Below are 15,288 nucleotides of genomic sequence, written 5' to 3'. Positions count from 1 at the left end.
GTGGCCTGGTCCGGCCTACGGTTCGGTCATGCCACGCCTCGTCCTCGACGACCTCTACCGCATCGCGGTCCCATCGGACCCGAGGCTGCGCCCCGATGGCGGCGCCGTCGCCTACACGCTCACCACCGCCGACCGCGACTCCGACGAGAACCGGGCCGAGATCTGGCTCGCCGTCCCCGGTGCCGAGCCTCGCCGCCTCGCCGTCGGCAGCATGCCGCGCTGGTCGCCCGACGGTCGGCTGCTCGCGTTCCTGCGCCCCGTCGATGGGTGCGCTCAGATCCATCTGCTGCCGATGGAGGGCGGCGAGCCGCGTCGGCTCACCTCGGCGCCGCTCGGTGCCGGTGTGCCCGTGTGGTCGCCCGACGGCACTCGCATCGCGTACGGAGGCCCGCACGGCGAGCTCGACCTGAACGCGCCGGTCGTTGCCGACACCCTGGAGTACAAGGCCGACGGCACCGGGTTGTTGCGCGGCCTGACCGCGCATTTGTTCGTGGCGGACGTGGCTACGGGCGAGACCGTCCAGGTGACCGAGGGCGGGTTCCACGCCGGGGAGCCGTCGTGGTCGCCGGATGGGCGGCGGCTGGCGTTCGTGGCGAGTATGGCGCCCGACCGCGACCTGGTGGTGGAGAGCGCGGTGTACGCGGTCGACGCCACCGGTCCCACACCGGGCCAGCCGGAACGGCTGACCGGGCCAGACGTCATCTGCACTGGCGCATGGTGGCTCGGCGATGGCGATGGCGATGGCGACGGTGGCCGTGACCGGCTGATGGTGGCTGGGTTGCGCGAGGCTATCGGCCACACCCGTCTGTACACGCTCGGCCCCGGCGGGCTCGCCGAGGTGGTGACCGGGCTCGACCGCAACGTCATGATCGGCGCCCCCGGCTACCCCGGCGCCGTCCCCGCGATGCTGGGCGACGACCTGCTGTTCTGCGCCCGCGACCAAGGCCGCACGCACCTGTACCGCCTGCCGGCCGACTGGCCCACAGGCGGGCCTACCGACAAGCTGACGGCCGGGCCGACAGGCGGGCCCGTCGAGAAGATCGTCGACGGCGACTTCACGGTGTCCGGCATGTCCGCAGCCGCAGGCCGGGTCGCCTGGATCGCCTCCTCCCCGGTGAGCGCGGGCGACGTCTACCTCGACGGCGAGCCCCTCACCCAGCACACCCTCCCGGACGTGGACCTGTTCACCCCGCGCCCCCGCACCTTCACCGCCCCCGACGGCACCACCATCGAAGGCTTCGTGTTGCGCGACGAGACGCGTACCGGCCCCGGCCCGCTGCTGCTCGACGTGCACGGCGGCCCGCACAACGCGTGGTCGCCCGCCTTCGACGGCGCCCACCTCTACCACCAGCGCCTCGCCGCCGGCGGCTGGACCGTCCTGCTGGTCAACCCGCGCGCCAGCGACGGGTACGGCGAGGACTTCTACACCGCCACGGTCGGCGCGTGGGGGCTGGCCGACGAGCAGGACTTCCTCGCGGCCGTCGACGACCTGATAACCGACAACGTCGCCGACCCTGATCGGCTGGCCGTCGCCGGTTACAGCTACGGTGGCTACATGGCGTGCTGGCTGTCGACCAGGACGGACAGGTTCAAGGCGGCGATCCCCGGCGGCTGTGTGAGCGACCTCGCCAGCATGGCGGGCACGTCCGACCTCGGGTCGCTGATCAAGGCGTACGAGTGCCGGGGCGACCTCCAGGCCCAGTCGCCGATCTCCCAGGTGGCCCGCGTCACCACCCCCACCCTGCTCCTGCACGGCGACGCCGACGACCGCTGTCCCGTGGGCCAGGCCGAGCAGTGGTTCGCCGCGCTGCGCGAGCAGGGCGTACCCGTGCGGCTGGTGCGTTATCCGGACGCCTCACACCTGTTCCTCCTCAACGGACGCCCCTCACACCGGTACGACTTCAACGAAAGGATCATCACGTGGCTGGAGCAATGGGTCGCCGCCTCGCCGAGCTGATCGCCGAGCACGAGGTGCCGGGGGCCGCGCTGGCCTACCTGCACCGGGGCGAGGTGCACGAGTTCGCCGCGGGGACGCTCAACAAGGACACCGGCGTCGAGGCGACTCCCGACTCGCTGTTCCAGATCGGCTCCGTCACCAAGGTGTGGACCGCGACCCTGCTCATGCGGCAGATCGAGCGCGGCAGGCTGACGCTCGACACGCCGGTGGCCGAGGTGCTGCCCGAGTTCAGGGTGGCGGACCCGGAGGTCACCAAGGCCGTCACGGTCAGGCATTTGCTCTCCCACACCAGCGGCATCGACGGCGACCTGTTCCTCGACACCGGCCGCGGCGACGACTGCGTGGAGAAGTACGTCGAGGCCTGCGCCGACCTGGCCCAGAACCACCCGCTCGGCGCCACCCAGTCCTACTGCAACTCCGGCTTCAGCATCGCCGGCCGGATCCTGGAGAAGCTCGAGGGCAAGCGCTGGGACGACGTGCTGCGCGAGCAGATCGTCGAACCGCTCGGCCTCACCCACACCTGGACCCTGCCGGAGGACGTGCTGCGCTTCCGCGCCGCCATGGGCCACATGGACGGCAAGACCGCCCCCGTCTGGGGTCTCATGCGCTCGGCCGGGCCCGCCGGGCTCATCTGCTCGCGGCCCGCCGACGTGGTCGCCTTCGCCCGCGCCCACCTCGAAGGCGGCCTCCTGGACGACCCGCGCGCCATGTGGGAGCCGCAGATCGACATCCCCAACCCGTACGCGCTGGGCAAGCAGTGGGGCATCGGCTGGATCCTCGACGAGTGGGACGGTCACCAGGTCATCTCCCACGGCGGCAACACCATCGGCCAGCACGCCATGCTCTGGGCCGTGCCGGACACCGGCACGATCGTGTGCGTCACCGCCAACGGCGGGCACAGCGGCGCGTTCACGCACGCCGTCGCCACCGAGCTGTTCGCCGAGCTCGACGCACTGACCGTGCCGCCCAGGCTCGGGCCGCCGGAGACGCCCGTCCAGGTCGAGGTGGACAAGTACGCGGGCGTGTACGAGCGGGCCGGGTTCCGCACCACGCTGACCGTCCGAGACGGTGACCTGTGGATGTACGGCGAGGCCACCGGCGCTCTCGCGGCGCTGCAGGCGCCCATGGAGATGAAGTTCATCCCCGTGGACGAGGTGACCTTCGTCGGCCGCCGGGAGGAGGACCCGGAGTGGATGTCCGCCGTGTTCTACCGGCTCGCGGACGGCTCGCCGTACATCCACGTGGGAGCGCGCGCCACTCCGAAGATCAGCTGATCGTGCGGGCGAACGGCCGCCCGCCCGCCGATCTCGGATCCGACTACGGTGAGTGGATGAACGACCGCCCACGCGCCAGCCTCGGACGGATCCTGCACGACCTGGGCAGCACGGTGATCGACGTGGCCGCCTCGCCGGGCGACCTTGACGTCGAGGTGACCGGGGTGCACATCTTCGACCCGCTCGACGAGCTGATCGTCCCGCCGGGCGGCATCCTGCTGGCGGTCGGCGTGCACGGCACGGCGGAGATCCGCGAGCTGCTCACGCGAGCCCCAGGGGCGGCCGGGGTGGTGGTCAAGCTGCCCGTGGACGTGGACGAGCAGGTACGCGCGACCGTGCTGGAGACCGGCGTGGCCGTGCTCGGCCTCACCAGGGCGGCCTCCTGGGCCCAGGTTGCCGCCCTGGTGCGCTCCCTGCTGGCCGAGGGCGACCTGGCCGGGCCGGGGGAGGGGCCGCAGGGCGATCTGTTCTCGCTGGCCAACGCGGTCTGCGCGCTGCTCGACGCGCCCGTCACGATCGAGGACAGGTCCTCGCGGGTGCTGGCCTACTCCGAACGGCAGCACGAGGCCGACCCGGGCCGGATCGAGACCGTGCTCGGCCGCCAGGTGCCCGAGCGCTACCAGCGGATGCTCGACGAGCTCGGCTTCTTCAAGCAGCTCTACCAGAGCCGCGAGCCCGTCTACCTCGAACTCCACGACGGCAGCATCAACCGGGTGGCCATCGCCGTACGGACGGGCGACGAGATCCTCGGCTCCATCTGGGTCGCCGTCCGCGAGCCGCTCACCGCCCAGCGGCACCGCGCCCTCGCCGACGCGGCCAAGATCGTCGCCCTGCAGCTCCTGCGTGAACGGGCCGGGGCCGACACCCAGCGGCGGCTCCGTACCGACCTGCTGTCCACCGTGCTCGCGGGCGGCGCCGACGCGCCCGAGGCCGCCGCGCGGCTCGGCATCGCCACCGCCCGGCTGTGCGTGCTGGCCGCCCAGCTCGCGCACGGCGCCGACGACGACCCGGCGCGCGGCGAGAGCGACCGGCAGCGCTTCGCCGACGCGCTCGCGCTGCACGTCGGCGCCATCCACCCCAAGGCGGCCGCCGCGCTCGTCGGCTCGGTGGCCTACGCCGTGCTGCCGCTGCAGGCGGGCGGCGAGGAGGAGACGCGGGCCGTACGCGTCGCCGAGAGCTTCCTGGCCAGGGTCGGGCCGCGGCACTCCGCCAGCATCGGCGTCGGCCGCCTGGCCGCCAGCCTCGCCCAGGTCGCCAGGTCCCGCGCGGACGCCGACAGGGCGCTGCGCGTGCTGCTCGCCCGTGGCGCGCTGGGTCAGGTCGCCGGCTACACGGCCGTGCACTTCGAGTCGCTGCTGCTCCAGGTCGCCGACGTGGCGGCCGCGGAGGACCAGGCGCCGACCGGCCCCTACCAGCGGCTGCTCGAGCACGACGCCGAGCACGGCAGCGAGCTGGTCGCCACGCTGCGGGCCTACCTCGACGCGTTCGGCGACGTCAACGCCGCCTCGGCGCGGGTCCACGTGCACGCCAACACGTTCAGGTACCGGCTCAAGCGGCTCACCGAGATCAGCGGACTGGACCTGTCCGACGCCGACGCCCGGCTCACCGTCATGCTCCAGATGCGCATCTTCGGGCGTTAGCACCATGCCCGCCGCGCTTTTCGTGGCAGGGTACGAAGAACGATCTACGGCCAGCGGCGAGGGTGGTGACCCGGACCACACTCCCCTGGAGCGCCTCACATGAGAACACCAGCGGCGCTCGTCGCGCTGGCCCTGCTGGCCGCGGCCTGCGGCGGCACGGCGGCCACGAAGACGGGCACACAGACGGGCGCGCCCGTCACCGGCGGCACGTTCACCTTCGCCATCAGCGCCGATCCCGGCGTGCTCGACCCCGCCACGGGCCTGCTGTCGGTCACCAACCAGGTGCTCGCGTTCGCGTACGACACGCTCGTCGGCACCGGCGCCGACGGTAAGGTCGTCCCGGGACTCGCCGAGAAGTGGCAGGTCAAGCCCGATTCGGTGACCTTCACCCTGCGCCGGGACGCCACCTGCTCCGACGGCGCCAAGCTCACCCCCTCCGACGTGGCCGACAACGTCAACCACATCGCCGACCCCGCCACCAAGTCGCCCATCTACGGCGTTCTCGTGCCCATCGGGATGAAGGCCAAGGCGGACGACGCGGCCGGCACCGTGACCCTGTCCACGCCCAAGCCCTTCAGCTTCATCCTGGAGAGCACCCAGACGATGTTCATCGTGTGCGGCAAAGGCGTCAAGGACCGCTCGGTGCTCGCCCACGGCACCTCCGGCTCCGGCCCCTACCGGCTCACCGAGGTGGTCTCGGGCGACTACTACACCTTCAAGGCCCGCAGGGAGTACGTCTGGGGTCCCGGCGGCGCCACGGCCAAGGACCTGCCCGAGACGGTCACGCTGAAGGTCGTGCCCAACGAGCAGACCGCCGCCAACCTGCTGCTTTCCGGCACGCTCAACGGCGCCACCTTCTACGGCCCCGACCGCGCCCGCGTGGAGGCCACCCCGGGAGTGATCAAGAACGTCCTGTCCTATGGGAACGGCCAGTTCTTCTACCATCAGGGCGACGACCGGCCCACCCACGACCCGGCCGTACGCAAGGCGCTCACCCAGGCCGTCAACCTCAAGGAACTGGCCGGGATCGCCGCCAGCGGCACCGGCCGGCCGGCCAGCGGGCTCATCCTCGACCCGCGGCCCTGCCAGGGCGACACGGTCGCGGGACACCTGCCCGCCTACGACCAGGCCGCGGCCGGCGCGGCGCTGGACGCGGCAGGGTGGAGAGCGGGCGCCGACGGTGTCCGGGTCAAGGACGGCAAGCGGCTGACGCTGCGCTACGTCTACCCCACCACCAGGGGATCCGGGGTCCAGGCGGCGGCCGAGTACCTGGCCGCGGCCTGGAAGAAGGCCGGCGTCGAGGTGAAGCTGAACGGCATCATCGACGCCAAGCTGGCGGAGTCGCTCAACGTCACCCAGGACTGGGAGGCCATCTGGCTGCCGATCGCCGTCACCCTGCCGACCCAGCTCGTCGGCTTCCTGTCGGGACCGGCCGCGCCCAAGGGCGCCAACTTCGCCCACCTGGCCAACACCCGTTACGAGTCGCTCATCGCGCAGGCCTCGGAAATGTCGTCGGCCGAAGGCTGCAAGCTGTGGCTGGAGGCCGAGTCGGCGCTGTTCGAGAACGGCGATCTGGTGCCGGTCGTGGAGAACACCATCCTGGCCGCCGGCAAGGGCGCCACGTTCACCATGACGGCCGGGAGCGTCGTGCCGACCTCGATCCGCCTCACGCAGGGGGGCTGAGTGCGCGACCTCCAGAAGGCCGGGCCCGCGCGCCGGGTGCGGTCACGCGGGTCCGGGCCGCGCTGGGCGATGCGGCAGGCCGTGCGGTTCGCCGTCTCGCTCGCCGCGCTGCTCGTCGCGTCCTTCGCGATGATCCACCTCATTCCGGGCGACCCGGTACGGGCGTCGCTCGGGCCGGCCGCGCCGATCGAGCTCGTCCAGGCGCGTACGGCGGCGCTGGGGCTCGACCGTCCGATCCCGGAGCAGTTCCTCACCTACGTGGGCAACGTGCTGTCCGGAAATTTCGGGACCTCGTTCCTGTCGGGTGAGCCGGTCGGTGAGATCGTCGCCGGACGGCTCCCCAACACGCTGGCCCTAGCCCTGCTGGCGACCGTGGTGGCGCTGCTGGTGGCGGTGCCGCTCGGCATGGGGGCGGCGGTCCGCACCGAGAACGGCAGGAACCGGGGCACCGAGTACGCCTTCACCACCGTGACCGGCACCGCCGTCGCCGTGCCCGAGTTCCTGTACTCGATCGCGCTGGTGACCGTCTTCGCCATCGGTCTCGGCGCGTTCCCGCCCGCGGGCAAGGCGGGCGCCGCCTCGTACGTGCTGCCCGTCCTCGCCCTGGCGATCGGCCCGATCGCGATGATCGCCCGCATCTCCCGCGCGGAGACGCTGCGCGAGCTGGGCTCCGACTACGTACGGCTGGCGCGCGCCAAACGCCTGCCCGCCGCCCGCCTCTACCTCCGGCACGTGCTGCCCAACACGCTCACCGCCACCCTCACCCTGGGCGGCCTGCTGCTCTCGGCGCTGATCGCGGGCAGCGTGCTGGTCGAGTACGTCTTCGCCTGGCCGGGGCTCGGCCTGAAGATCGTCGAGTCGATCACCCAGAAGGACTATCCGGTCGCCCAGGGCGTCATCCTCGTCTACGGCGCGATCGTGCTCGTCGTGAACCTCGCCGTCGACCTGGCCCTGGCCGCGCTCGACCCCACCTCCAAGATCAGAGAGGCGTAAGTGAAGCCTCGCCTGCCCCGCACGCCCGCCGCGGTCGCCGGAGCCGCGCTGGTCGCGGCCATGGTCGTGCTGGCCGTCATCGGGCCACCCATCTGGGGCGCCACTGCCGAGCGCATCGACGCGGCGGCCATCCTCCAGGGCACGTCCACCGCCCACCCGCTCGGCACCGACAGCCTGGGCCGCGACCTGCTCGCCCGGGTGCTGGTGGCCGGGCGGTTCTCGCTGGCCCTGGCGCTGGCCGCCACGCTCATCGGCGGCCTGGCCGGGATCGTGCTCGGCGCCCTGCCGTCCGTGCTGCCCGGCCGGGCAGCACGGCTGATCACCGGAGCGGTCAACGCCCTGGTCGCCTTCCCCGGGCTGCTGCTGGCCATGTTCACCGCGGTCGTCAGCGGGCTGGGCGCCCGCGGTGCGGTCCTGGGCATCGGGGTCGCCATCGCGCCCGGCTTCGCCCGGCTCACCCAGACGCTGGCCGCCACCGTCGCCGGATCGGACTACGTGTCGGCCGCCCGCATGCTCGGCGTGTCCCGCCGCCGGGTCCTGACCGGGCACGTGCTGCCCAACATCGCCGAGCCGCTCATCCTGCAGCTCACCCAGTCGCTCGGCGGCGCCCTGCTCGGCCTGGCCGGGATGTCGTTCCTCGGCCTGGGCGTGCAGCCGCCGTCCTTCGACTGGGGCAGGCTGCTGTTCGACGGGTTCGCCCGCATCTACGTGACACCCGAGGTCGCGCTCGGCCCGGCGGCGGCCATCGCGCTCGCGGGCATCGGGTTCAACCTGCTGGGCGACGCCATGGCCAAGGCCGCCGCCCGTACCGCCCCGGCCGGGAAGAAGCGGACCGCGGCGGTGCCGCCCGACCCCGGCGAGCCGGACCCCGGCGCGGTGCTGGAGGTCAGGGGCCTGAGCGTCGCGTTCCCCGGCGGCGCGACACCCGTACGCGAGCTGTCGCTGACCATCGCGCCCGGCGAGATCGTCGGCCTGGTGGGGGAGTCGGGCAGCGGCAAGAGCCTGACCGCCGCGGCCATCGGCGGGCTCGTCCCCTATCCGGGCACGGTCGGTTACGGACGGCTGCTGCTCGGCGGCCGGGACGTCGCCACGCTGTCGGGCAAGGAGCTCGGCACCGCGCTGGCCATGGTGTTCCAGGACCCCATGGCCTCACTCAACCCGGCGCTCCGGGTGGGCGGGCAGCTCGCCGAGGTGGCCATCGTGCACCAGGGCGCCGGCCGTGCCGAGGCGAACCGGCGGGCCGTGGACCGGCTCGGGCACGTCCACCTGCCCGACCCGGCCGCGACTGCCCGGCAGCACCCGCACGAGCTGTCCGGGGGCATGCGGCAGCGCGCGGTGATCGCGATGGGCCTCATGGCCACGCCACGGCTGATCATCGCCGACGAGCCGACCACGGCGCTCGACGTGACCGTACAGCGGCAGATCCTGCGGCTGCTGCGCGAGGTCACCGAGGAGACCGGCGCGGCCGCGCTGTTCATCTCGCACGACATCGCCGTGGTGGGCGGGCTGTGCGACCGGGTCATGGTCATGTACGCGGGCCGGGTCGTGGAGGAACTGCCCGTCGCCCGGCTCGCCGCCGAGGCCGCGCACCCGTACACGCGGGCGCTCATCGCCTCCCTGCCCGACATGGACACCGACCGGGACCGGCCGCTCGCGAGCATCCCCGGCCGCCAGCCCGCCCCCTCGGACGTGGGCCCCGGCTGCGCCTTCGCGGACAGGTGCGCCCTGGCGACCGCCCGCTGCGCCGCCGAACGTCCCCCGCTCATCTCGTACGGCGAGGCGGGCCGCGTGGCCTGCTGGGAGGTCAAGTGATCATCGAAGACCTGACCGTGCGCTTCGGCGCCTTCACCGCGGTCGACCGGGTCACGCTGGAGATCCCCCCTGGCCGGATCGTCGGGCTGGTCGGCGAGTCGGGGTCGGGCAAGTCGTCCCTGGCCAGGGCGGTGAGCGGCCTGGTGCCGTACACGGGCCGGATCGACGGGGCGCACAACGTCCAGATGGTGTTCCAGGACCCGTACGCCTCGCTGGACCCGCGCATGACCGTCGGCGACTCGGTGGCGGAGGGGGTGCGGGGCAGGCGCGACCGCGCGGGGCGGCGAGCCGAGGTGGATCGGCTGCTGGGGCTCGTCTCGCTCCCCGCGGACCTGGCCGGGCGCTACCCGCGCGAGCTGTCCGGCGGCCAGCGGCAGCGGGTCGCCGTAGCCAGGGCGCTCGGCGCCGCGCCCGATCTGCTCGTCGCCGACGAGATCACCAGCGCGCTCGACGTGTCCGTCCAGGGCGCGGTGCTCAACCTGGTGCGCTCGCTCCGCGACGAGCTGGGCCTGTCGATGCTGTTCATCTCGCACAACCTGGCCGTCGTACGGTACGTCTCCGACGTCGTCGCCGTCATGCACCAGGGCCGCGTCGTCGAGGCCGGGCCCACCGGACAGGTCGTCGGCGAGCCCGCGCACGACTACACGCGCGCCCTGCTGGAGGCGGTGCCCCGGCTGACCGGAGGGCTCAGAGAGTGATCCACTCGGTGGCGGTGGTGACCTCGTCCAGCACGGCCGGGATGGGCGCGACGCCCAGCCCCGGCCCGGTCGGCACCGCCAGGTGGCCGTCGCTCAGCTCGAACGGCTCGGTGATGTCGGTGGCGAAGTAGCGGCGCGACCCCGAGGTGTCGCCCGGCAGCGTGAATCCGGGCAGCGCGGCCAGCGCCACGTTCGCGGCCCGGCCGATCCCGGTCTCCAGCATGCCGCCGCACCACACCGCGATCCCGTTCGCCCGGCACAGGTCGTGGATGCGACGGGCCTCGAGGTAGCCGCCGATGCGGCCGGGCTTGATGTTGACGATCGAGCACGAGCCCAGCGCGATCGCGGCCGCGGCGTGCTCGGCCGACTCGATCGACTCGTCCAGGCAGATCGGCGTCGTCAGCTGCTTGGCCAGCTTGGCGTGCTGGACGAAGTCGTCGTTGGCCAGAGGCTGCTCGATGAGCAGCAGGCCGAAGTCGTCGAGCTTGGCGAGCTGGCGGGCGTCCACGAGCGTGTAGGCGGCGTTCGCGTCCACCTGGAGCAGCACGTCATCGCCGAACCGCTCGCGCACCGCCCTGACCGGCGCCACGTCCCAGCCGGGCTCGATCTTCAGCTTGATCCGCACGTACCCCTCGTCGAGGTAGCCCTCGACGGCGTCGAGCAGCTCCGGGATCGAGTCCATGATGCCGACGGACACGCCGCACGGCACCCGGTCGCGGGCCGCGCCGAGGAACCGGCCGAACGACTCGCCCGCCGCCCTGAGCTGGGCGTCGAGCACGGCCGTCTCCAGGGCGGCCTTGGCCATCCGGTGCCCCTTGATCGGCTCCAGGGCCCGGCCGACGGCGTTCGCGTCGAGGGTGCGGGGCAGGGCGGGCAGCAGGAAGCGCCGGATCACCTCGGCCGCGCCGTCGACGTACTCGCTGGAGTAGTGCGGCTCCGACATGGCCACGCACTCACCCCAGCCCTCGGCGTCGGGCGTCACCACCCGGACCAGCAGCACGTCACGGGCCGTCTCGGTGCCGAACGAGGTGCGGAACGGCGCCACCAGCGGCATCGCGATCCGCCGCAGCTCAACTCCTGTGATCTTCACGCTGTCTCCACTACATAAGAGGACTTCTGGTGAAACCCGGTGACGACCCGGCCTTCGGCCATCAGACCGCCCAGCACATCACGTACGGCATGACGCCATGCCTTGGCCGTTCCCGGGTCGGCCCGGCGCAACCCCTCGATGTCCTCGGGCACGGCCACCAGCACCACCGCGGCGTCCGTACGGCCCGGCACCGGCCGGCCCCCGTCGTCGGCCAGGCCGACCACCGCGTCCCGCGGCACGTGGACGGGATGCGGCTGCCGCCTGGCCAGGACCTCGACATGCGGCGCGGACAGATCCCAGACGGCCAGCATCCGGTCGGACTCGTCGCCCTGGTTGATCTCGTCCCCCATGGTCCCGTAGAAGCTGGGCAGGTACTCGTGCGGCCGGGCGCCCAGCTTGGCCAGGTTGAAATGGGCGTTGCGGCGGACCAGTGGATCGTATGTCCAGGTGACCCGTTCCAGCCCGCGCTCCAGCGCCCACCGGCGCTGGTGCAGCTTGAGCTCGAACCCGATCCCGCGTCCGGCGAACGCGCCGGTGATGTGGGAGTGCAGGGCGTTGCCCGCCGCCAGGAACCCGACGGACCCGCCGGCCAGCCGGTCGCCGTCGAAGGCGCCCGCGACGTAGCCACCCGCGTGCGACAGCGCCCGCATCAGCTCGACCGTGATCGGCTGCCCGCCTTGGTCGAACCGCCAGATGCCGTCGAACAGCGCGAACAGTCCCTCGAACTCCGCGATCTCCTGTAGTTCCCTGACCGCGATCAACCTGCCGGCCCTCCGAGTCGTCGATGTCACCCGCGACCGTACGCCAGAGTGAGGGCGGCCGGATTCGTGCCGGCTCACCAAGAGGCGAGGGTTCTTCGTCGCCGAGCCCTACGAGGAGGCGGGCGACGGATCGGGAAGTGCGTCTTTCCGAGCCAGTGCGAGCTGCAGCCGGGTGTGCAGGCGCAAGGCGGAGATGACGGCTTCGCGGCCATGGACGGGGGCGAAGTGCGGCTCTTCGAGCAGGCCGTCGCCGCCCATGCCGTTGATCTCGCGGGTGATGGCGAGGGCTTGGTGGAGGTGGTCGGTGGTTTCCGGGTGCCGGCCGGTGGCGAGGTGGGTGAAGCCGATAGCGATGAGGGCGAGGCTTTCGCCCCAGCGATCGCCGGTCTCGCGGGTGATGGCGAGGGCTTGGTGGAGGTGGTCGGTGGTTTCGGGATGCCGGCCGGTGGCGAGGTGGGTGAAGCCGATGACGATGAGGGCGAGGCTTTCGCCCCAGCGATCGCCGGTCTCGCGGGTGATGGCGAGGGCTTGGTGGAGGTGGTCGGTGGTTTCCGGGTGCCGGCCGGTGGCGAGGTAGGTGAAACCGATGGAGATGAGCGCGAGGCTTTCGCCCCAGCGATCGCCGATCTCGCGGGTGATGGCGAGCGCCCTCTTCAGGGGGACCACACTCGCGGCGTGCTGGTCGAGCTGGCGGTAGGCGTTGCCGATGCCGATGAGGGCGCGCCCTTGGCCGCACCGGTCGTCCGCCTCCTGATAGAGGGCGAGAGACCGCTGCTGCTGGTCCAGCGCCTCGGCGAATCGGCCCGAGCGGTCATAGATGAAGCCCAGATGGTTCCGCGTCTTGGCCTCGCCCCAGCAGTCGCCGCTCTCCTGGTCCAGGACGAGCGCCCGGGTGTGATGCTTGAGCGCTTCGGAGAGGTGCCCGGACCGCCAGTACGCGAAGCCGAGGTTCTTCATCGTCTCGGCCAGCGCGCGAGGATCGCCGGCGTTCCTCGCGGCGTCGAGGGCCAGAAGATGCGTGTCGATCCAGTCGCTGACATGGCCGCGGACGAAGAAGAACCGCCACAGGACATGGGGAAGCCGCCAGGTGAGGGCATGCCATCCGTACTCGGCTGACAGCGTGGTGGCCGCGATGAGGTTGGCGCGCTGCTCATCCAGCCACGCCATCGCGTCCGCGGGGCCGGCCAGGACGGGCGGGTCGGCGGGCACATGGGTGATCGACAGGAGGAAGTGTCTCCTGGTGGGTTCGAGGAAGTCGGCGGCGCGATCGGCGGTATGGAGGTACCAGTCCAGCGCGCGGCGGACCGCGGTCGTCCGTTCGGTTTCGCTGTCCTCGTCGTGGGACCGCTCGATGGCGTAGGCGTGCAGCAGGTCGTGGAATCGGTGCCGATCACGGGTGGTCCGCTCCAGCAGGGACCGATCGGTGAGGAGTTCGAGCAGCCGCCGGGCCTCGGGGGTGGTGACGCCGGCCAGGGCCGCCGCTTCGGGCGGGCTGACGTCGGCGCCCGGGTGCAGGCTCAGCAGGCGGAACATACGCGCGGCCGATGGTTCCAGCGCCCGGTACGACCAGGAGAACACCGCCCGCAGGCTGGCCTCATGGTCGTCGGCGGTGTTGAGCGTGTCCAAGGCGGTCCGCTGGTCCCGTACCTCGTCGGCCAGGTCCTTCAGCGAGCTGCCAGGCCGGCAGGTGGCGTGCTCGGCGGCGATCGTCAGAGCCAGGGGCAGGTGAACACACGACCGGGCCAGCTCCTCGGCGGCCCGCGCCTGGGCGCTGATCCGTTCGGGGCCGAGGATCCTGGTCAGCAGGGCAGTCGATTCGGCGGGGGAGAACTGTTCGAGCAGGACGCGGTGCGCCCCTTCGCGGACGGCCAGTCCGCGCAGCTGACTGCGGCTGGTGACCAGCACGACGGCATGCGAACCCGGCAGCAACGGCCGCACCTGCGCCGAGTCGCGGGCGTTGTCGAGCAGCATCAGCACCCGGCGTCTGGCCAGCATGCTGCGCAGCATCGCCGAGCGTGCGTCCGTTCGCGCGGGGATCCGCTCGGCCGGCACGTCAAGCGCGTGCAGGAGCAGTTCCAGTGCGGTGCCGGGGTCGACGTGCCCGCCCGGCCCGAAGCCGCGCAGGTTGAGGTAGAGGAGCCCATCCGGAAACCGGTCCATCACCCGATGGGCCCAGTGCACCGCCAGCGTCGTCTTGCCCACGCCGCCCATGCCGCTGATCGTGGCGATCACGATGGGCGGCGACGCTTCGTGGTCATGGCCTCTTAGGAGACCGTCGAGAGCTTTCAGCTCCTTGTCCCGCCCGGTGAAATAGGCGATGCCGGACGGAAGCTGCTGAGGGATGCCGTCGCTGATGGACACTTCTGTATCCGGCTCCTCGCCGGCATCGGGCGGGAGCACCTGCCGAGAAGGTGGCCCCGATTGGGTCTCGTCAAGTATTCGGGCGGGTTCGGGGTCGTCGTTCAGAATGGCGGAGTGGACCCGGACCAGCTCCTGAGTCGGGTCGATGCCGAGCTCTTTCCGCAGCAGACTGTCGATGGTCCGGTACGCTTCCAGCGCTTCCGCCCGGCGGCCGGCCTTGTGCAGCGCGATCATCAACTGGGCCCACAGCCGCTCATGGTAGGGATGGTCCGCCGTCGCCTCCTTCAGGGTCATGATCGTCTCGTCGTGGCGGGCGAGCTGAAGGCCGAGCTGAAACCACCGTTCTATGGCCCGGAGCCGTTCCTCCATGACCCAGGGCACCTCTTCGCGGTGCAACGACTCCGACGGGACATCGGCCAGCACGGGTCCCCGCCACAGCGCCAGCGCCTGCCGGAGAAGATCGGCTTTGTCGGTGGCGTCTTGGGCGGCGGCGGCCCGCACGGTCAGATCCCGGAACGTCGACAGATCGAGGCTGCCCGGCGTGAGGTTGATGACGTAACTGTCGTTGAAGGTATGGATCAGGCGGCGGGCGTCATGGTGGCCGTCACCCAGCGCGCGTCGTAGCCGCGCGACATGCGTGTGCAGCGCGCCGCGGGCGTCGTTGGGCGGTGTGCCATCCCAGATCCGCTCGATCAGCTGGTCGTGCGACACCTTCTGGTTGGCCTGCAGGAGGAGGGTGGCCAGAACGCCCCGTTGTTTGGCGGCTGGAAGGGAAACCGGTCGGCCGGCACGCGAGATCTCCAGTGCGCCCAGCACTCCGAAATGGAAGAGCGGTTCTGGTTCTGTATCCACAATGATCCTGACGTCACGAGCGTGGCGGCGTGCTGGTTTCCGACCGTAACGATCAGTTCTCACATACCACTCACATTTCTCTTTCAGCCCCCTCGCCCCGTCGGTCCGCCGGGATCCTTGCGGCCGAAGATGGCCAGGCCAGGAGCCATGGGCATGACGACAGCGAC

General features: G+C 71.8%; 10 protein-coding genes. 7 read left to right on the top strand and 3 right to left on the bottom strand.

Going from position 1 to position 15,288, the window contains the following annotated elements:
* The first annotated feature begins 28 nt into the window (after nucleotides 1-28).
* The 7 genes from KLK06_RS07455 (at nucleotide 29) to KLK06_RS07425 (ending at nucleotide 10,057) form a co-directional block, all read left to right on the top strand.
* The gene (locus tag KLK06_RS07455; protein WP_214634541.1) at nucleotides 29-1,957 is read left to right on the top strand and encodes a S9 family peptidase; all 1,929 of its coding nucleotides are present in this window, start codon (nucleotides 29-31) and stop codon (nucleotides 1,955-1,957) included.
* Nucleotides 1,921-3,231, top strand: coding sequence for a serine hydrolase domain-containing protein (locus tag KLK06_RS07450; RefSeq protein ID WP_308168138.1), 1,311 nt, complete (start codon nucleotides 1,921-1,923; stop codon nucleotides 3,229-3,231). The genes KLK06_RS07455 and KLK06_RS07450 overlap by 37 nt, the downstream gene beginning before the upstream one ends.
* A gap of 56 nt (nucleotides 3,232-3,287) precedes the next feature.
* Entirely contained in the window at nucleotides 3,288-4,871 is a 1,584-nt protein-coding gene (locus KLK06_RS07445; protein ID WP_214634540.1) for a CdaR family transcriptional regulator, read from the top strand.
* A gap of 99 nt (nucleotides 4,872-4,970) precedes the next feature.
* On the top strand, nucleotides 4,971-6,554 hold the full coding sequence (locus KLK06_RS07440) for an ABC transporter substrate-binding protein (protein WP_214634539.1): 1,584 nt from the start codon (nucleotides 4,971-4,973) through the stop codon (nucleotides 6,552-6,554).
* Nucleotides 6,555-7,547 carry an ABC transporter permease gene (locus KLK06_RS07435; RefSeq protein ID WP_308168137.1) on the top strand — a complete coding sequence of 331 codons (993 nt, stop codon included), beginning with the start codon at nucleotides 6,555-6,557 and terminating at the stop codon, nucleotides 7,545-7,547.
* The gene (locus tag KLK06_RS07430) at nucleotides 7,548-9,359 is read left to right on the top strand and encodes a dipeptide/oligopeptide/nickel ABC transporter permease/ATP-binding protein (RefSeq protein WP_308168136.1); all 1,812 of its coding nucleotides are present in this window, start codon (nucleotides 7,548-7,550) and stop codon (nucleotides 9,357-9,359) included.
* On the top strand, nucleotides 9,356-10,057 hold the full coding sequence (locus KLK06_RS07425; protein ID WP_214634538.1) for an ABC transporter ATP-binding protein: 702 nt from the start codon (nucleotides 9,356-9,358) through the stop codon (nucleotides 10,055-10,057). The genes KLK06_RS07430 and KLK06_RS07425 overlap by 4 nt, the downstream gene beginning before the upstream one ends.
* Here the strand turns inward: KLK06_RS07425 and menC are convergent.
* The 3 genes from menC to KLK06_RS07410 all read right to left on the bottom strand — a co-directional run bounded on the left by menC (nucleotide 10,047) and on the right by KLK06_RS07410 (nucleotide 15,085).
* Nucleotides 10,047-11,147, bottom strand: coding sequence for an o-succinylbenzoate synthase (gene menC / locus KLK06_RS07420; RefSeq protein WP_214634537.1), 1,101 nt, complete (start codon nucleotides 11,145-11,147; stop codon nucleotides 10,047-10,049). The two genes, KLK06_RS07425 and menC, sit on opposite strands and share 11 nt — an antisense overlap.
* Nucleotides 11,144-11,938, bottom strand: a complete 795-nt coding sequence (locus tag KLK06_RS07415) for a GNAT family N-acetyltransferase (RefSeq protein WP_308168135.1) — start codon at nucleotides 11,936-11,938, stop codon at nucleotides 11,144-11,146. The genes menC and KLK06_RS07415 overlap by 4 nt, the downstream gene beginning before the upstream one ends.
* Nucleotides 11,939-12,016: 78 nt before the next feature.
* A complete protein-coding gene (locus tag KLK06_RS07410; RefSeq protein WP_214634536.1) occupies nucleotides 12,017-15,085 on the bottom strand; it encodes a BTAD domain-containing putative transcriptional regulator in 3,069 nt (1,022 codons plus the stop codon).
* Nucleotides 15,086-15,288: the final 203 nt, after the last annotated feature.

It is taken from the genome of Nonomuraea sp. NEAU-A123, assembly GCF_018603905.1.
GTDB lineage: Bacteria > Actinomycetota > Actinomycetes > Streptosporangiales > Streptosporangiaceae > Nonomuraea.
This window is presented reverse-complemented; position numbering and strand designations above follow the sequence as displayed.